Source organism: Flavobacterium sp. CF136, from assembly GCF_000282055.1.
Taxonomy (GTDB): Bacteria; Bacteroidota; Bacteroidia; order Flavobacteriales; family Flavobacteriaceae; genus Flavobacterium.
In genome coordinates, this window is record NZ_AKJZ01000016.1 from 32,413 (window position 1) to 49,659 (window position 17,247).

The following is a 17,247-nucleotide window of genomic DNA, read 5'->3' on the forward strand; positions in this document are numbered from 1 at the left end:
AAAATTATAGTCCTGTAAATCTGGCGTTTATAAGATATAATAAACTTTGGTAAAGTCGTTAAAATTAATACAATAGTATTAAAATTTATTCTTTTTATCTAAAATATTTTAACAAATTAGTTAAATATAAATATTGTCTTAAAAGATGTAAAAAACAGCTCAGGCAAACATTCCCTGATCATTTTTAGTTAAAATTATATTACTTTTTTTCTAAATTGTATAAGGATAAAAAGAGAAATAAAAGTAATTTTACTGTTTCAAAAAACATAAATCATGAAAAAATATTTATTCCCAACCATTTTTGCAGTTCTGCTAGTTTATTCTTGTGCAACAAATCCTGTTACAGGAAAAAAAGACCTTAATTTTGTTTCAAATGGCGAATTATTTCCGTCTTCTTTTCAGCAATATGATACTTTTCTTAAAGAAAATAAAGTAATATCAGGAACAGCTGATGCTAAAAAAGTAGAAAACGTTGGAATGAGAATTAAAGCTGCGGCTGAAAAATATCTAACATATTTAGGACAATCGCAATACCTTAAAGATTATCGTTGGGAATACAAATTAGTTGAAAACAAAGAGGTTAATGCATGGTGTTTACCTGGGGGTAAAATCGTTGTTTACTCGGGAATTTTACCAATTACACAAAATGATGCCGGTTTGGCAACTGTAATGGGACATGAAGTTTCACATGCTTTAGCAAATCATGGGGCCCAAAGAATGAGTGCAGCTCAATTGCAACAATTAGGAGCCGTTGGAGTAGCGGTTGCAACCGGAAGTCAAAGTGCCGAAAATCAACAAATGTGGCAAAAATATTATGGTTTGGGATCAGAAGTAGGAGTAATGCTTCCGTTTAGCAGAAGTAATGAAAGTGAAGCTGATAAAATAGGATTGACACTTATGGCGATAGCAGGTTATAATCCGGATGATTCCATCGCATTTTGGACCAGAATGTCTGCTAAGTCAGGAGGACAGGGAACTCCGGAGTTTTTAAGTACACACCCGTCTGATGCTACAAGAATTGCTAATCTAAAATCATTAATTCCACAAGCGAAAGCTACGGCGGCAAAAGTTGGAATTGTCAGAATATAAACTCCTCAGAAACTTCATCTAATTGATGTGAAATAAATTGTCGAAGTAAAATTTTATTTTGGAGATATTCCTGATAGCTCATATTTTTATCAAAACAAAAAACTACTTTGGAGAATTTTTCGAATTTTGTACTATAAAATTTCTTCAATAATTCTGACTTTTTAACTTCAGAACCACCTAATAAAACGAAATCATTTCCTTTTCTAAATTGAAAAGTAAAGTTTCCTTTATTAGGTTTTCCTATTTTATAATACACTTTTGTAAAAGGCAAAAAGGCTAAATTTTTCCCGACAGAATCGGCATACGAATAATAGTTTTCGGCTTTTTCGTTTTTATGAGCTTTTTCAGCCCGCTTTTTTTCCTGAAGTTTCATTACTTCAGGAATTACTAGTTTCAGAGGCAGGCGTTTGTCTATATTGAAAATCCAATTGGTCGAAATAATACTGTTTTTACGATTTACTTCTGCCAGGGTATCTTTCCCTTTTGTTTTAAAAAAGATATAAACAGGCGAAAGATCTTCAACACTTTTAATTATTGAAACATTTGATTTTGGCAATAAAATATCTTCTTTGTTTCCACAGGAAAAAAGAAGACTGATAAGGATTAAACTAAAGTATTTCATAATTGTTATAAATTTAGTTTACTGAACAAGGTCACACATTCCATTGCTTCTTTTACGTCATGAACCCGAAGAATTTTTGCACCTTTTGTTAAAGCAATTGTATTTAGGACCGTTGTTCCGTTCAATGCTTCCTGAGGTGTATTATTTAACGTTTTATAAATCATGGATTTTCTCGAAACACCTGCTAAAAGCGGCAATTCTAAAAGATTGAAAAGTTCCATTTTTTGTAAAACCTCATAATTCTGATCGGTTGTTTTTGCAAATCCAAAACCCGGATCCAAAATTAAATCGTTAATTCCGAGACTTCTGGCTTTTTTTACTTTTTCAGAAAAATACAACAATATTTCCTTTATAATGTCATCATAATGTGTCAGGCTCAGCATGGTTTGCGGGTTTCCACGCATATGCATCATAATATACGGAACGTTATATTGTGCAATAACAGCAAACATTTTCTCATCTAATTCTCCGGCAGAAATATCGTTTATAATTGCTGCCCCGTTTTCTATACTTATTTTTGCTACTTCAGCCCTAAAAGTATCAATCGATAATAAAGTTTTCGGAAAATGCTTTAAAATCAATTCGATTACAGGAACAATTCGATCAATCTCTTCTTGTTCCGAAACAAATTCTGCACTTGGTTTACTTGAATAAGCACCAATATCTACAAATGTGGCACCATCAAAAAGCATTTTATCTACCTGTAAGATAATCTCGTCTTCGTTTTTATATTTTCCTCCATCAAAAAATGAATTAGGCGTTACATTTAAAATTCCCATCACTTTAGGAATTGACAAATCAATAAGTTGTCCTTTGCAGTTAATTAACATTTTTATTTCAAGTTTTATTTTGTTTCAGGTTTCAGGTTTTCGGAATTTCATGTTCTTTTTTAAAAAAACTTGAAGTAAAAGAAAACCCGAAACTTGAAACTCTTTAATATTATCCCTATTTTTGAAGAAATTTTAGCAAATATACAGCAATAAATGAAGAATACTTCCCTTGAATATGATAATGTAATTACGGTTTGCCGTACCTTATTTATCAATAAAATGAAAGATTATGGCAGTGCCTGGCGAATTTTAAGGCTGCCTTCATTAACAGATCAGATTTTTATAAAAGCACAAAGAATCAGAAGTTTACAGGAAAACGAAATCCGTAAAGTAGACGAAGATGAAAAAGGTGAATTCATCGGAATCATCAATTACTCGATTATGGCCCTGATTCAATTAGAATTGGGCGTTGTAGACCAGCCTGATTTAGATGTTGAAAAAGCAACCGAATTATATGATGCCAAAATTAAATTGACAAAAGAATTAATGGAGGCCAAAAATCATGACTACGGGGAAGCCTGGCGTGACATGCGTGTGAGTTCTTTGACCGATTTAATTCTTCAAAAATTACTTCGTGTAAAGCAAATAGAAGATAATAAAGGTAAAACCTTAGTTTCAGAAGGTATCGATGCCAATTATCAGGATATGATCAATTATTCTGTTTTTGCTTTGATTTTAAACCCAATGAAATAAAATATAAATTCCAAAAATGAACCCCAAATTCCATAATAGAATTTGGAATTTAAATTAAACCTATATATTCATGAAAAACATCATTACCCAATTCTCTCGCATATTTGTCGGCATATTGTTTATTATTTCAGGATTAATAAAACTAAATGACCCTGTAGGGTTCTCTTATAAATTGACTGAATATTTTAGTGAACCTGTTTTTAATATGCCATTTTTAGAACCTTTTACATTAGGATTGGCAATATTTCTGGTGATTTTAGAAGTTGTTCTGGGAGTTATGCTGCTTGTCGGATACAAAGCAAAAGCTACGATTTGGTGTTTGTTGCTTTTAATTGTTTTCTTTACATTCCTTACTTTTTACTCGGCTTATTTTGATGTAGTTAAAGATTGTGGCTGTTTTGGCGATGCTTTACACTTAACACCTTGGCAGTCATTCACAAAGGATATTGTATTACTCTTCTTTATTTTGATTTTGTTCATCAATAAAAAATTGGTAAAACCTTTATTTTCAAATATTGTAACGAATATCATTACGTTAGCAAGTATTGTTTTATGCATTTTTATAGCAATTAGGGTTTTAAATCATAATCCAATAAAAGATTTTCGTCCTTATAAAGTCGGAACAAATATTGTGAAAGGAATGGAAATTCCTGAAGGCTCCCCAAAATCAGTAGTTGAAATGATTTTTATCTATAAAGTCAATGGTGTAGAAAAAGAGTTTAGTGAAAAAGATTTAATGAATATTCCTGAAGGTGCAACTTTTATCGACAGAAAGGATAAAGTAATTACTGAAGGCTACGTACCGCCAATTCACGATTTTACAATGACTAAAGATGATTCTGATTATAAAGAAGAGTTTTTGAAAGAACCAAAATTATTAGTTTTTGTAACCTATGATTTAGCTTTATCAAATCCTGAAGGAATGAAAAAATTAGAGAAACTAAACGAGGAGGCTAAAGCAAAAGGCTACAAAGTAATAGGAATGACAGCATCCGGAGCAGATGAAATTGCTAAAACTAAAAAGCAATATGGTTTAGATGTTGATTTTTATTTTTGTGATGCAACAGCTTTAAAAACAATAGAAAGAGCAAATCCAAGTATTGTTGTTCTTCAAAAAGGTACAATAATTCAAAAAGTGCATTATAATGATATTAAGGATCTAAAGCTTTAAAAATGAGGCGATAGAAAGAATTTCTGTTCCCAAATGTTTCATAAAATTTTTGTATTTATAATTTATTTTTTTGTAATTTTGTCCTGTATATACAAAAAAAATATGAATTAGAAATTATATTTTAAAATTTAAATGTTTCAGAATTATAATTTTTTACTCATATTCACGTTCTAAATGCAGAATAAGCTCTTAATATACATGTTGAAAAAATTTGCTCTGTTTTTTTTGTTATTGATTGCTTCCGTCTCTTTTGGTCAAATAGGAGGGCGGTATACATATCAGTTTTTAAACTTAACAACTTCGCCAAGACAGGCTGCCCTGGGAGGAAAATCGATTACGATTTATGACGAAGATGTTAATCAGGTAATGTTCAACCCTGCCACTTTAAATCCGGATATGGATAATCATTTAGCAATGAATTATGGTAATTATTATGGGGAAGCATCATATGGAACAGCTTCTTACGCTTATACTTACGATAGACATTTGCAAACATTATATGCCGGTATAAGTTACATAAATTACGGAACTTTTGAAGGTTATGATGAAAATGGACAAGCAACATCAGATTTTACGGGTAGTGAAGGAGCGCTTTCAGTTGGTTATGCATACAATATTCCATATACGGATATACATATTGGAGCAAATGCTAAGTTAATAACGTCTACTTTAGAAAGTTATAATTCCGTAGGTGGAGCGTTGGATTTAGGTTTTTTATTTATTGATGAAAGGAATGATGTAAATTGGGCATTGGCAATTCGTAACATCGGAACTCAGTTTACAACTTATTCAGGTGTAAAGGAAAAATTGCCACTTGAAATTATTGCAGGAGTTTCACAAGAATTAGATCACGTACCGATTAGATGGCATCTTTCTTTAGAAAATTTGCAACAATGGAATATTTCTTTCTCGAATCCGGTTCGTGGAGAAAGTAATATTGATGGTTCAGCAAATGTAGAAAAAGTTTCATTTGTAAATAATGCTTTGAGACATGTGATTTTTGGTGTAGAACTTTTTCCACAAAAAGCATTCAACATAAGATTGGGATATAATTTTAGAAGAGCCGAAGAATTGAGAATCGAAGAGCAACGCAATTTTTCAGGAATTTCATTAGGTTTTGGATTAAAAATGAATCGATTAAAATTTAATTATTCGTATTCTAAATATACATTAGCAGCAAATACAAGTCTTTTTGGTTTAATTATTAATCTTCAGTAATAATTATGAAAATATTTAATTTAATTTTATTTGTTATAGCAGGAGTTGTTTTCACAAGTTCAAAACCTTACTTTAAAGATGAACCCAACAGTTTGGAACTTGAAAGAATTAATTATCAGATTGATGGAATAAAAACGATGATTAATAATAATCCAAAATACAATTCTAAAATTGCTTTTTTTGTTGATATGAAAATTCCATCAGGAAAAAATCGTTTTTTCGTTTATGATTTAGTAAACAATAAAATTTTGGATCAAGGCCTTGTTGCTCACGGATGTGGTTCTGAAACAGGAGTAAAGGGGAGTTTGAAGTTTAGTAATGAACCTAATTCTAATTGTACTTCTTTAGGCAGATATTCTATAGGAAAAAATTATAAGGGAATTTTTGGCAAAGCATACAGACTGACTGGTTTAGATGAAACTAACAGTAAAGCACTTGAAAGAGCCATAGTTTTACATTATTATTCAGCAGTTCCATACGAAGAACAAGATCATTATATCAGCCGTAGTCATGGATGTCCTATGGTAAATGAACAATTTTTTAAAAGAATTGAAAAAATAATTGATACTTCTAAATCAAACATACTTTTAAATATTTATTATTAAATAATAATAAGTACCTATAAAATTTAAAATCACCACTTTGAAAAAAATCACGATTGCTATAGATGGCTTTTCCTCAACCGGCAAAAGCACTTTAGCAAAACAACTGGCGAACGAACTTGCTTATGTCTATGTTGATACTGGAGCAATGTACCGGGCAGTTACTTTCTTTGCAATGAACAACAATCTGATCAGATCTGATTTCTTTGATAAAAAAGCCTTAATTGATTCACTTCCTGAAATCCAATTGGATTTTAAATTTAATCCCGATTTAGGTTTTGCAGAAATGTATCTGAATGGCCAGAATGTTGAAAAACAAATCCGCACTATTGAGGTTTCCAATTTTGTCAGCAAAGTTGCCGAAGTTTCTGAAGTACGTTCCAAATTAGTAGAACAACAACAGGAAATGGGGAAAAACAAAGCTATAGTCATGGACGGAAGAGATATCGGAACTGTAGTTTTTCCAGATGCCGAGCTAAAAATATTCATGACAGCCAGCGCAGAAACCCGCGCACAAAGACGTTTTGATGAATTACAACAAAAAGGTGATAATGTATCTTATGAAGATGTTTTAAAAAACGTAGTCGAAAGAGATTATATAGATACTCATCGGGAAGATTCCCCTTTGATAATTGCCGAAGATGCTATAGAAATTGATAATTCTTATTTAAATAGAGAAGAACAATTTGCTGCAGTATTAGAATTGGTAAATGAAGTTGTTAAAACTGTTTAATTCTTTGTAGATTTCATTTTTAATAGTAGTTTTACCACTTCATTTATTTTAAAGACAATTTCATCATATGGGAATTAAAAACAGGTTAATTGTAATGAGTTTTCTTCAATTTTTTGTTTGGGGAGCGTGGCTTATCACAATTGGAAATTATTGGTTTGGGACTAAAAACTGGGAAGGAACTCAGTTTGGGTTGGTTTTCGGAACGATGGGAATTGCTTCTTTATTTATGCCTACTTTAACCGGAATTATTGCTGACAGGTGGGTAAATGCAGAAAAATTATATGGAGGTTTACATATTCTATATGCCTTAGTTTTATTTGGTATTACGCAAGTCACCACCCCCGATAATTTTATATATGTAATGCTCGCCGCTATGTGCTGTTATATGCCAACAATTGCTTTGAGTAATTCGATTTCCTATACTTCGCTAAAATTAAACAATAAAAATATAGTAAAAGACTTTCCGCCAATTCGTGTCTGGGGAACAATAGGTTTTATTGTTGCTATGTGGATTACTAATTTAAGTGGTAGTAAGGCAACAGAATACCAGTTTTATATTGCTGGAATCGGTGCCTTAATTTTAGGAATTTATTCTTTTACATTACCAAAATGCGAACCACAGCGTTTGACCAAAGAAAATGTTTCCTGGGTTGAGACTTTAGGTTTAGAAGCTTTTAAATTATTTGGAAACTACAAAATGGCTTTGTTTTTTGTATTCTCTATGTTTTTAGGCGGAGCTTTACAGTTAACGAATGCTTATGGAGATGTTTTTTTGGATGAATTTAAACACTTTCCAAAATATGCAGATTCTTTTGTGATAAAATATTCGACTATTATTATGTCGATTTCACAGGTTTCTGAGACTTTATTTATTCTGGCAATTCCATTTTTTTTAAGACGTTTCGGAATCAAGCAAGTAATGCTGATTAGTATGTTAGCCTGGGTGCTGCGTTTTGGATTATTTGCTTTTGGAGATCCTGTTACAGGTTTATGGATGATTATTTTGTCATGTATCGTTTACGGAATGGCATTTGATTTTTTCAATATTTCCGGTTCATTATTTGTTGAAAGTAATACCGATTCTAAAATTCGTTCTTCAGCACAGGGATTATTTATGATGATGACTAATGGAGTAGGTGCAGTCTTAGGAAGTTTGACATCAGGTTGGGCTATTGATAAATATTTTACAAAATCTTTTACAACTACTTCTGAACTGGCAGCATTTTTACAAACCGATTCTTCAAATTCTAAAATGTTGGATTTTGTAAAATCTCAGGGAAATTCAATTTCGGCTGAAGGGATTTTTAATAATCCGATTTTAATGAAAGACTGGCACACCATATGGCTGTCTTTTGCAGCATATGCCTTGATTATTTCAATAGCTTTTGCAATTTTGTTTAAACACAAACACAACCCAAAAGAGTTGGAAAATTTAGGGCATTAATAGAGATATAATCAGAAATTAACTCCTTCTTTAAAAAGGGGAGTTAATTGGATTAAAATTAAATAATTATAAAAATTACCTGGGTTGTTGAAATTTCTTAAGTGATAGTAAGGCCTGTTCTTTTATTTTGTTTTGAAAAAAGCCAGTCCATCCTAATAAATATCCGGTAAATCCGAAAGCTTGTTTTGACCATTTCCAAACATCAAAATTATCGGTGTGTTTAATAATCAAACCATCTTGAAAAAGAAATTCGGCAGAAATTTTATTCACTACTTTTCGATTTGTTTTACTAAAATTATAAGTAGCAATCCAACGGGCAGACCCTGAAAATTCATCAGCTTTTACATTTGAAAATTCAATTTTTATGTCTCCCTTACTTTTTAAAAGAAGCATTTCCCACATTTTAGAAACGTGTTCCTCTTTTAAAAGGCCAAACACCGGATCTACAAAATGTACTTTGGGATGGTAACATTCGCTCATGGTTTTGGCATCAACATTTGCAAAAGCAGTATAAAACTTAACAATTAAATTTTCGTTCGGATTCATTTACACAAAATTAGACTATAAATGTAAGATTTATTTTGATTAAAATTACTTATAAAAGACTAATTGCTTTGGCAGTATCAAAGGTTTTTTTAGATTTATCAAACGCTGTAGAAAAGTAATTCTTTTTATTGACGGCAGTAAAATAGCCTGTTTGATCTCCAAAAGTATTTGAATTACCCGTAACAATAAATCTGGTTGCCTGAATGTCAGTTTTTTTTAGTTTTAATAATTCTGCTGGTGTAAAATAATAATAGGAAGTAGTTTTTCCATCCCCGGTTTCTTTATTGTTTTTATCCACACAAGCAATTACATCGCCATTAACTAAATCAACATACACACCGCCTGAAATTCTTGTTTTATCATTTGTTGTTGCAATTGTCAATTTTAAAATACCCCCTTTATCTGTTTTTGCAATTTGCACATCAACTTCTCCTGTCAGTACATACTTTTCGCAAATAAAAGTATAATTTTCAGTTGCGGGAAAAGATTTTGATCCCTTAACACTCATAGTCTGTTGAGCATTTACAAATGTTGAAAGCAAAAGAAACAAAAACAAGGGTAATTTAAAATTCATAATTAATTTATTTTTCAATTATTTTAGATTCGAATTTTTCATCCCAATCCATTGATTTTATGGCAGAAACTAAATTTTCCTCATTCACAAAAATCCGAAGCTCTTTGTTGGCAATCTTTTTTGTGTATAAAGCATGATAGCGATAAATTGTTTCTTGTTTGGTTTTATAAACACCATCCAATTTCAAGTCAATAAAACTGCCGTAATATTGTCTAAATCTCAAACAAGTTTTAGTCAAACGCTCTTCAGTTGTATTCTCCATCACAGATTTAGTAACTTCAGTTTCGTTAAAAGGTTTAAATTTTGATGTATTGCAAGTTTCCAGAACTCTTTTACCTAATCTGTAAATTTTGTTTTGCTGATTAGAATCTACTTCATCAGCTGAAACTTTTTTTATTTTCAAATCTTCAGTGTCCCTGCTGACTGTTTTAGATTTACAACCAATTAATAACAACAAACATATAATCAATCCTGCTTTCTTCATAACTATTTATGTTATTTTTAATAATAAATTTGGATCAGGACAATTTTCGATATAAAAATTTAAATCATTTGTATTGCAAACTCCCGGATAATCACCCCAATAATCTTCTATATTTTTAATAATCTGAAAATGTAAATGAGGTGCATAATCTCCGTTAACTTCAGAATTTCCAATACTTGCCAAATATTCTCCTTTTTTAAAAAATTGCCCAACGCTAATCTCTTCTATACTTTCTAACGATAAATGTCCATATAAAGTATAAAATTTTTGATTTTCAATTTCATGTTCTAAAATTATTGTAGGTCCATAATCTCCTAAACCCACATTATTTTTAAAACTATGTATTTTACCATCAAGAGCTGCTAAAACAGGAGTGCCGGCTTCTATCCATAAATCAAGACCTATATGAATGTTACGTTCAGGATACTGACCATTTCTAAAAATGGGGCTTCGCTGATATATATTCCTTCCTTCGATATAACCGCCAAAAGCCACTTTTGCATTATTTTTTTTTAAATAATTAGCAATAAACTCTTCAAAATCAGCTGAGATCTCAGACGGATTTTCAACTAATTCCTGATTGGCAACAGACAAATCCAGCGAAATATATTTTGAATAATCAATAGTTGAATCAATAACTTTTGTTGCAGGGAAAGTTTTTAATATGGATGAAAGAGGTTTCATAAATAGAGTTTAGGCTACTTTTTCGATAATAATCAATTCGTTATGATGTTCAACACGAGGTAACATTTTAGAGGAATATAATTTTGAATTAATTTCTGAAATGTATTTCCGATTTCTAATATTATGAGCTTCATCGAGAATCATAGTGTTGAAGAGTACAAAACCTTTATTTTTTAATATTGAACAAATTCTTTCGCTAAAAAAACGTTCAAATAAAAAGTTGGGCATATTTGTGTCTTCAAAAATGTCAATGATAATCAAGTCATATTGATTTTTGGTTTTTAAAACAAATTCAAAAGCATCATCAATAATAATTTCTAATTGTTTAATCTGATTAAGATTAAAATATTCGTTTGCAATCTGAATTATATCAGAATCAATTTCAACTCCGGTTATTTTACCTTTATATTTAATTTCATCAACCAGTGTTTTTATAACACTTCCACCCGCAACTCCCAAAACTAAAATATGATTCATTTTTTGAATAGTTTTAAAACCAATGCTTTTTAAACCATACCTTAATATACGCTGCAGGCTTCCATAAGAGTAATTTGTGTTTTCAGAATCTAAAACCAATTCGCCATTAGCCCAGGTAACTTCAATCATTTTACTGCGTGTTGATTTTTTTTTGAATATTTTAATTGGAATTAAATAACTAAATATTTTTTGAATCATTTTTATGCTTTTACTCAAATTTAGTTTAATTTTTTTTTATTTTGTGCGAAATATGAAATTTTAATGAAGAAACAATTGTATAAATTCCTTTTTTTTAAGCTAATGGGCTGGAAAATAGTAGGGATTGAGAATGCTGAAGTAAAAAAGTGTGTGATGATGGTGATGCCACATACAAGTAATCATGATTTTTATTTAGGAATTTTCACAAGAGGAATATCAGGTTTGGAAATGAATTGGGTAGGTAAGAAAGAATTATTTAAATTTCCGTTTGGATATTATTTTAGAAGTGTAGGAGGTGAGCCTCTTGATCGATCTGGTGGTTTGAATAAGGTAGATGCAATAGCTTCAATTTTTGACAGAAAAGAAGTTTTTCGTCTGGCCGTAGCTCCTGAAGGAACCCGTAAAGAAGTTTCGGAAATTAAAAGCGGATTTTATTATATTGCTTTAAAGGCAAACGTGCCAATTATTCCTGTTGCATTTGATTGGGGTAAAAAAGAAGTAAATCTTGGAAAGGCATTTTTCCCTACCGGTGATTATGAAGCAGATTTACAAATTTTAAAAAAACATTATGAAGCTGTTTCAGGCAGGATTTCTAAAAATGGCTTTCAGCTTTAATTTTTTTAATATATTTTAAGTTGCCTGAGAATCGCTTAAATGAAAAATATTTTTAAAATTTTTCAAAAACACGCTAAATTTGAAATTACGGGATATATACCTTAAATGTCCCGTTTTTATAAAAAAACACAATTTTTTCTATTTCATTTTCTTCAGAACCAAAATTTGTATTTTTAAATTCCCGAATGTTTCCCGATTGTGTTTTTTCTTTTTCGCTATTATCAATTTTTGAAAATAAATCTCGGGTAATATAATTTTCATTTGATGAAACAGAAGGAGGTGGGACTATTGGCATAATCTCATCAGCAATTTGTTTTTTTGAAATTATATTTTCATCATTTTTAGGAAAATTTCCTTTGCCATTTAAGATCCAATATAAGTCAACCTCGGGAAAAACCTCTGAAATTTTTAATACAAAATCTAAACTGGGTTTGTTTCTTCCGGAAAGAAGGTGTGACATACTTGAACGCTGAACACCAATTTTATCTGCAAAAGAGGAAGCATTTAGCGCATAATAATCCAATATAATTTCAAGTCTTTTTACAAAATCATCGATGTTTACCATTGTAAATTATTATTTATAAATTAACTATTTACAAATGTAACCAAAAGAAATGATATAACCTATTTATGGGATTAGAATCAAATTTTACAACTTACAAACCTTGATTTATAACTATAGGTTAGTATTTTTATATTATTAATTTACAGTTAGTTAAGTGTTTTTATTAACATGAATAACAATTGTCAATTATTAACAAAACAAAACCTTCATCAGTATCTGAAAACCTGTTTACAATTCTAAATTAATATTATTTTAATTAGTTTACAATTGTAAAAATAAAGATGTTTACTTTTGTAAACTAATTAAAAAGTCATGAATTTAGAAGAATTATTCAACCAAAACAAAGAGCAATCTATTGAAGGGCGTTACCTTACTATAGAACATATTCAACCTCTATTAGATAAAATTAATACGGATAATCAAGTTAAGATTATCGGCAGATCGGTTTTAGATAAACCAATATATAGTTACGAAATTGGAACTGGTAAAGCACGAATTTATCTGTGGTCGCAAATGCATGGAAACGAAAGTACGACTACTAAAGCTTTGTTCGACTTCATTAATGTCTTAAACAGCGGATCTGAATTTGCTAAAAAAATGCTCGAAGCTTTTACTTTTTACTGTATACCAATACTAAATCCTGATGGTGCAGCGTTATATACCCGTGCTAATGCTAATGAAATTGATTTAAATCGTGATTCTCAAACCCTGACTCAGCCTGAAAGCAAAGTACTGCGTGAAGTTTTTGAAGTTTTTAAACCTCATTATTGTTTTAATCTGCACGATCAGCGTACTATTTTTGGTGCCGGAGAAACGGGTAAACCTGCTACTGTTTCTTTTTTGGCCCCGTCTTATAATGAAGAAAGAGAAATTAACGAAAACAGATTAAAAGCTATTAATTTAATTGCTGCAATTAATGATGAGCTTGAAAAATATATTCCCGGTCAAATTGGCCGTTTTGATGATTCGTTCAATATTAATTGTATAGGAGATACATTTCAGTTTTTAGGAGTGCCAACTATTTTATTTGAAGCTGGTCATTTTCAAAATGATTACTCCAGAGAGATTACCCGAAAATTTATATTTTTCTCACTTGTTACAAGTTTTGAAGCACTTCTCGAAAACGATATAGTTAATAATAGGATTACTGATTATTTGAATATTTCACAAAATAAAGTGGTTTTTTATGATTTTATGTATAAAAATATCAAAATAAATTATGATGGTATCGAAATTATTACGAATTTTGTCGCACAATACAAAGAAGAATTGATTGACAACAAGATTCAATTTAACGCTTATATAGTTGAAGTAGGTGAGTTAGAAAATTATTTTGGACATTATGAATACGATGCAAAAGGCGCGGAGTATTCGGATGAGTTTAGTAATTTTCCAAAAACGAATCAAAAAGCAAATTTTTATTTAAACAAAAATGTTAAATTTGTTAACGGATTGATAAAAAGTTAAATTTTTTGTGAATTTGTTGTTTTTTATATATATTTTTATACTTTGTAATACCAATTAGTAATATTAATTAAAGAATTATGAGTAAATTTCGTTTAGATGAAGTAGATCACCAGATTTTAGATATGTTAATAGATAATACGAGAGTTCCGTTTACTGACATTGCCAAAAAATTGTTGATTTCTGCTGGAACTGTACATGTTAGAGTAAAAAAAATGGAAGATGCAGGGATAATAATGGGATCTTCATTAGCCTTAGATTACGATAAATTAGGGTATTCATTTATTGCTTATGTAGGCGTATTTCTTAATAATACATCTCAAACAAAATTTGTATTAGAAAGAATTAACCAAATTCCATTCGTAACAGTAGCGTCTGTAACTACAGGAAAATTTAATATTTTCTGTAAAATCAGAGCTAAAGATACCAAGCATGCTAAAGAAGTTATTTTCATGATTGATGATATTGAGGGAGTTTACAGAACTGAAACAATGATTTCATTAGAAGAAAGTATTAACGATAAGAAGCGTTTGATGCATACTATTTTTAAAAATATGTAATATTTTCTTGAATGCTATATTAAAATATAACCTCAAGTTTTCTTGGGGTTTTTTTATGACTAATTAACCAATCAACTATAAAAAGGATTATGTACACGTTGCCTAAAATAGAGCGTTTTAATCAAGATGTTCTCTCTAAATATCATATTTATAATAGTGTTTTTATAACATTGCCTTTTGATTCTATAGATAATACCGGGGTTTTACTTCCTTTATTTACAGAAACTTGCGAAACCGGTTTTAAAAAACAAGAAACCCCTAAAGAGATTTTTGATTTTTTTTCAAACAAATATTTAAATAACGCTTCGGAAACTGAAAAAATAGATTTGATGTTTCGATTTATTCAATATATCGAGCGCCAAATTGTATTGTTTGATGCAATTGAAGATGCTGCTTTTCCTGCCGTAAACAATATGGAAGGACGTGGTTCTTTAAGAGATATTAAAGAAAAATCAGATGCGAAAGAAAAAGATGAAGAATTAATTGAATTTCTTGAGAGTTTTAATGTAAGAACGGTTTTAACAGCACATCCAACGCAATTTTATCCTGGTCCGGTTCTTGGAATTATAAATGATTTGACAGAAGCAATTCGATTGAATGATTTATTAAAAATTAAGCAATTATTGGCACAGTTAGGAAAGACTCCTTTTATACAAAACGAAAAACCAAATCCATATGATGAAGCGGTGAGTTTAATTTGGTATCTGGAAAATGTATTTTATGAAACTTCCGGTGAAATTGTACATTATCTGCAAAAAAATATTCTTCAGGGAAAAGCTATTAAAAATCAATTAATAAAACTTGGTTTTTGGCCAGGAGGTGATCGTGATGGAAATCCGTTTGTTACAACAGAAATTACGTTAAAAGTTGCTGAACGTCTTCGTACTTCAATTTTAAAGTGTTATTATGTTGAAATGAGGAATTTAAAAAGAAAGCTAACTTTCTCAGGTGTAGATACTTTGGTGGCTGAACTTGAAAACAAACTTTATCGTTCCGTTTTTTATTCTAAGGAGGGTGAAATTTATATCACTTTGGAAGAATTATTAGTAGAATTAAATAAGATCCGTAAAATAATAATTGAAAATCACCAGTCTTTATATTTACATGAATTGGAATCTTTATTGGTTAAAATCAATTTATTTGGATTTCATTTTGCTACTTTGGACATTCGTCAAAATAGTAAAATTCATGATGCCGTTTTTCATGATGTAGTAAATTATTATTTAAATTCAGATTCAAAAATATTCCCGAACAATTATTTTGAGTTATCAGAAGAAGAAAAATTAGTTGTTTTATCAAAAGTAAAAGGTAATTTAAATCCGGCTGACTTTGATAATGAGATTACCAAATCAACTTTGGAATCAGTTCAGGCAATTAAAACGATTCAGGAAAATAACGGAGAATTTGGTGCTAATCGCTATATCATTAGTAACAATGAAAGCGCATTGAATGTAATGGAAACTTTTGCCATGATTCGTTTGAATAATTGGGAAAATCCAACAGTTGATATCATTCCTCTTTTTGAATCAGTTGATGATTTGCAAAAAGCACATGAAATTATGGAGCAGTTATATACAAATCCGGAATATGCAGCACATTTAACCGCAAGGGGAAATAAGCAGACTATTATGCTTGGTTTTTCAGACGGAACAAAAGATGGTGGCTATTTAATGGCAAACTGGAGTATTTATCAGGCTAAAATTGAACTTACGCAAATTTCAAGAAAATATGGTATAAAAGCTATCTTCTTTGATGGACGTGGTGGGCCTCCAGCACGTGGTGGAGGAAAAACTCATAAATTTTATGCGTCTTTAGGTCCAAAAATCGAGAATAATGAAATTCAAATTACGGTACAAGGACAAACTATCAGTTCTAATTTTGGAACTTTAGATTCCTGTCGTTACAATATCGAAAATTTATTAAGTGCCGGAGTAACAAATCAGGTTTTTAGTAAAGAGAAAAATGAATTGAGTAAAGAAGAAACTGCAATTTTGACTCAATTGGCAGGATTAGGATATGATAAATATTTAAGTTTTAAAAATCACCTAAAATTTATTCCGTATTTAGAGAAAATGAGTACGTTAAAATATTACTCTAAAACAAATATTGGAAGCCGTCCGTCTAAAAGAAGTAAATCTGAACAATTGGATTTTGCTGATTTAAGAGCAATTCCTTTTGTAGGTTCATGGAGTCAATTAAAACAAAACGTTCCTGGGTTTTTTGGAGTTGGTTCAGCTTTAAAACATTTTGAAGAGACTAACCAATGGGATAAAGTACATGATTTGTATCATAATTCTTTGTTCTTTAGAACACTTTTAGAAAACAGTATGATGTCACTGGCAAAATCATTTTTACCATTAACAGCTTATATGAGAAAAGATCCTGAATTTGGTGAGTTTTGGCAAATTATCTACGATGAGTTTTTAGAAACAGAACGCCTTCTGCTTAAAATAGCCGGTCACAAAACCCTTATGGAAAATTATCCTGATGGTAAAGCTTCTATTCAGATAAGAGAGCGTATAGTGTTGCCATTGTTGACAATACAGCAATATGCCTTACTGAGAATTAATGAATTGAATAAAGAAAAAGGCCATAACGAAGAACTGATTAAGGTTTATGAAAAAGTGGTAACCCGTTCTCTTTTTGGAAATACAAATGCAAGTAGAAATTCAGCCTAA

The 17,247-nt window shown here is 30.5% G+C and carries 19 protein-coding genes; 11 read left to right on the forward strand and 8 right to left on the reverse strand.

Annotated elements, in window-relative coordinates; genetic code table 11:
• The first annotated feature begins 273 nt into the window (after positions 1–273).
• Positions 274–1,089 carry a M48 family metallopeptidase gene (locus PMI10_RS06680; protein ID WP_007805955.1) on the forward strand — a complete coding sequence of 272 codons (816 nt, stop codon included), beginning with the start codon at positions 274–276 and terminating at the stop codon, positions 1,087–1,089.
• Here PMI10_RS06680 and PMI10_RS06685 read toward each other — a convergent pair.
• The gene (locus tag PMI10_RS06685; protein ID WP_007805956.1) at positions 1,079–1,711 is read right to left on the reverse strand and encodes a hypothetical protein; all 633 of its coding nucleotides are present in this window, start codon (positions 1,709–1,711) and stop codon (positions 1,079–1,081) included. The genes PMI10_RS06680 and PMI10_RS06685 overlap by 11 nt on opposite strands.
• Before the next feature lie 5 nt (positions 1,712–1,716).
• Positions 1,717–2,541, reverse strand: a complete 825-nt coding sequence (gene folP / locus PMI10_RS06690) for a dihydropteroate synthase (protein WP_007805958.1) — start codon at positions 2,539–2,541, stop codon at positions 1,717–1,719.
• Positions 2,542–2,694: 153 nt separating this feature from the next.
• On the opposite strand from folP, the gene PMI10_RS06695 reads away from it, so the two are divergent.
• The 6 genes from PMI10_RS06695 (at position 2,695) to PMI10_RS06720 (ending at position 8,402) form a co-directional block, all read left to right on the forward strand.
• Complete coding sequence (locus PMI10_RS06695; RefSeq protein WP_007805960.1) at positions 2,695–3,234, forward strand: DUF1599 domain-containing protein; 540 nt, start codon at positions 2,695–2,697, stop codon at positions 3,232–3,234.
• 70 nt (positions 3,235–3,304) lie between these two features.
• On the forward strand, positions 3,305–4,405 hold the full coding sequence (locus PMI10_RS06700) for a BT_3928 family protein (RefSeq protein ID WP_007805962.1): 1,101 nt from the start codon (positions 3,305–3,307) through the stop codon (positions 4,403–4,405).
• A 198-nt stretch (positions 4,406–4,603) separates the two neighbouring features.
• The gene (gene porQ, locus PMI10_RS06705; protein ID WP_007805964.1) at positions 4,604–5,623 is read left to right on the forward strand and encodes a type IX secretion system protein PorQ; all 1,020 of its coding nucleotides are present in this window, start codon (positions 4,604–4,606) and stop codon (positions 5,621–5,623) included.
• A gap of 5 nt (positions 5,624–5,628) precedes the next feature.
• Entirely contained in the window at positions 5,629–6,228 is a 600-nt protein-coding gene (locus PMI10_RS06710) for a murein L,D-transpeptidase catalytic domain-containing protein (protein WP_007805965.1), read from the forward strand.
• 37 nt (positions 6,229–6,265) lie between these two features.
• Positions 6,266–6,958 (forward strand): (d)CMP kinase, encoded by a 693-nt coding sequence (gene cmk, locus PMI10_RS06715; protein ID WP_007805968.1) that lies wholly within the window; start codon positions 6,266–6,268, stop codon positions 6,956–6,958.
• A 67-nt stretch (positions 6,959–7,025) separates the two neighbouring features.
• A complete protein-coding gene (locus PMI10_RS06720; RefSeq protein WP_007805970.1) occupies positions 7,026–8,402 on the forward strand; it encodes a nucleoside permease in 1,377 nt (458 codons plus the stop codon).
• A 75-nt stretch (positions 8,403–8,477) separates the two neighbouring features.
• Here PMI10_RS06720 and PMI10_RS06725 read toward each other — a convergent pair whose 3' ends face one another.
• From PMI10_RS06725 to PMI10_RS06745, 5 genes are read right to left on the reverse strand one after another with little or no spacing between them, the layout of a single operon-like run.
• Positions 8,478–8,948: a nuclear transport factor 2 family protein gene (locus PMI10_RS06725; RefSeq protein ID WP_007805972.1), complete on the reverse strand. Its 471-nt coding sequence runs from the start codon at positions 8,946–8,948 to the stop codon at positions 8,478–8,480.
• 49 nt (positions 8,949–8,997) lie between these two features.
• Positions 8,998–9,522, reverse strand: coding sequence for a hypothetical protein (locus PMI10_RS06730; protein WP_007805974.1), 525 nt, complete (start codon positions 9,520–9,522; stop codon positions 8,998–9,000).
• 7 nt (positions 9,523–9,529) lie between these two features.
• Positions 9,530–10,006 carry a hypothetical protein gene (locus PMI10_RS06735; protein ID WP_007805976.1) on the reverse strand — a complete coding sequence of 159 codons (477 nt, stop codon included), beginning with the start codon at positions 10,004–10,006 and terminating at the stop codon, positions 9,530–9,532.
• 6 nt (positions 10,007–10,012) lie between these two features.
• Entirely contained in the window at positions 10,013–10,690 is a 678-nt protein-coding gene (locus PMI10_RS06740) for a peptidoglycan DD-metalloendopeptidase family protein (RefSeq protein ID WP_007805978.1), read from the reverse strand.
• A gap of 9 nt (positions 10,691–10,699) precedes the next feature.
• Positions 10,700–11,365, reverse strand: coding sequence for a spermidine synthase (locus tag PMI10_RS06745; protein WP_007805980.1), 666 nt, complete (start codon positions 11,363–11,365; stop codon positions 10,700–10,702).
• Between the two features lie 102 nt (positions 11,366–11,467).
• Here PMI10_RS06745 and PMI10_RS06750 point away from each other — a divergent pair, with 102 nt between their 5' ends.
• Complete coding sequence (locus tag PMI10_RS06750; RefSeq protein WP_007805983.1) at positions 11,468–11,980, forward strand: 1-acyl-sn-glycerol-3-phosphate acyltransferase; 513 nt, start codon at positions 11,468–11,470, stop codon at positions 11,978–11,980.
• A gap of 85 nt (positions 11,981–12,065) precedes the next feature.
• On the opposite strand, the gene PMI10_RS06755 is transcribed toward PMI10_RS06750, so the two are convergent.
• Positions 12,066–12,545, reverse strand: a complete 480-nt coding sequence (locus PMI10_RS06755) for a helix-turn-helix transcriptional regulator (RefSeq protein ID WP_007805985.1) — start codon at positions 12,543–12,545, stop codon at positions 12,066–12,068.
• A 312-nt stretch (positions 12,546–12,857) separates the two neighbouring features.
• On the opposite strand from PMI10_RS06755, the gene PMI10_RS06760 reads away from it, so the two are divergent.
• From PMI10_RS06760 to PMI10_RS06770, 3 genes are all read left to right on the forward strand, one after another.
• The gene (locus PMI10_RS06760) at positions 12,858–14,012 is read left to right on the forward strand and encodes a M14 family metallopeptidase (protein WP_007805987.1); all 1,155 of its coding nucleotides are present in this window, start codon (positions 12,858–12,860) and stop codon (positions 14,010–14,012) included.
• Positions 14,013–14,089: 77 nt separating this feature from the next.
• The gene (locus PMI10_RS06765) at positions 14,090–14,569 is read left to right on the forward strand and encodes an Lrp/AsnC family transcriptional regulator (RefSeq protein WP_007805990.1); all 480 of its coding nucleotides are present in this window, start codon (positions 14,090–14,092) and stop codon (positions 14,567–14,569) included.
• 89 nt (positions 14,570–14,658) lie between these two features.
• Complete coding sequence (locus PMI10_RS06770) at positions 14,659–17,247, forward strand: phosphoenolpyruvate carboxylase (RefSeq protein WP_007805994.1); 2,589 nt, start codon at positions 14,659–14,661, stop codon at positions 17,245–17,247.

Coding starts and splice junctions, on each gene's coding strand:
- PMI10_RS06680 (WP_007805955.1), top strand. CDS start 274: ATGAAAAAATATTTATTCCCAACCATTTTTGCAGTTCTGCTAGTTTAT.
- PMI10_RS06685 (WP_007805956.1), bottom strand. CDS start 1,711: ATGAAATACTTTAGTTTAATCCTTATCAGTCTTCTTTTTTCCTGTGGA.
- folP (WP_007805958.1), bottom strand. CDS start 2,541: ATGTTAATTAACTGCAAAGGACAACTTATTGATTTGTCAATTCCTAAA.
- PMI10_RS06695 (WP_007805960.1), top strand. CDS start 2,695: ATGAAGAATACTTCCCTTGAATATGATAATGTAATTACGGTTTGCCGT.
- PMI10_RS06700 (WP_007805962.1), top strand. CDS start 3,305: ATGAAAAACATCATTACCCAATTCTCTCGCATATTTGTCGGCATATTG.
- porQ (WP_007805964.1), top strand. CDS start 4,604: ATGTTGAAAAAATTTGCTCTGTTTTTTTTGTTATTGATTGCTTCCGTC.
- PMI10_RS06710 (WP_007805965.1), top strand. CDS start 5,629: ATGAAAATATTTAATTTAATTTTATTTGTTATAGCAGGAGTTGTTTTC.
- PMI10_RS06720 (WP_007805970.1), top strand. CDS start 7,026: ATGGGAATTAAAAACAGGTTAATTGTAATGAGTTTTCTTCAATTTTTT.
- PMI10_RS06725 (WP_007805972.1), bottom strand. CDS start 8,948: ATGAATCCGAACGAAAATTTAATTGTTAAGTTTTATACTGCTTTTGCA.
- PMI10_RS06730 (WP_007805974.1), bottom strand. CDS start 9,522: ATGAATTTTAAATTACCCTTGTTTTTGTTTCTTTTGCTTTCAACATTT.
- PMI10_RS06735 (WP_007805976.1), bottom strand. CDS start 10,006: ATGAAGAAAGCAGGATTGATTATATGTTTGTTGTTATTAATTGGTTGT.
- PMI10_RS06740 (WP_007805978.1), bottom strand. CDS start 10,690: ATGAAACCTCTTTCATCCATATTAAAAACTTTCCCTGCAACAAAAGTT.
- PMI10_RS06745 (WP_007805980.1), bottom strand. CDS start 11,365: ATGATTCAAAAAATATTTAGTTATTTAATTCCAATTAAAATATTCAAA.
- PMI10_RS06750 (WP_007805983.1), top strand. CDS start 11,468: ATGGGCTGGAAAATAGTAGGGATTGAGAATGCTGAAGTAAAAAAGTGT.
- PMI10_RS06755 (WP_007805985.1), bottom strand. CDS start 12,545: ATGGTAAACATCGATGATTTTGTAAAAAGACTTGAAATTATATTGGAT.
- PMI10_RS06760 (WP_007805987.1), top strand. CDS start 12,858: ATGAATTTAGAAGAATTATTCAACCAAAACAAAGAGCAATCTATTGAA.
- PMI10_RS06765 (WP_007805990.1), top strand. CDS start 14,090: ATGAGTAAATTTCGTTTAGATGAAGTAGATCACCAGATTTTAGATATG.
- PMI10_RS06770 (WP_007805994.1), top strand. CDS start 14,659: ATGTACACGTTGCCTAAAATAGAGCGTTTTAATCAAGATGTTCTCTCT.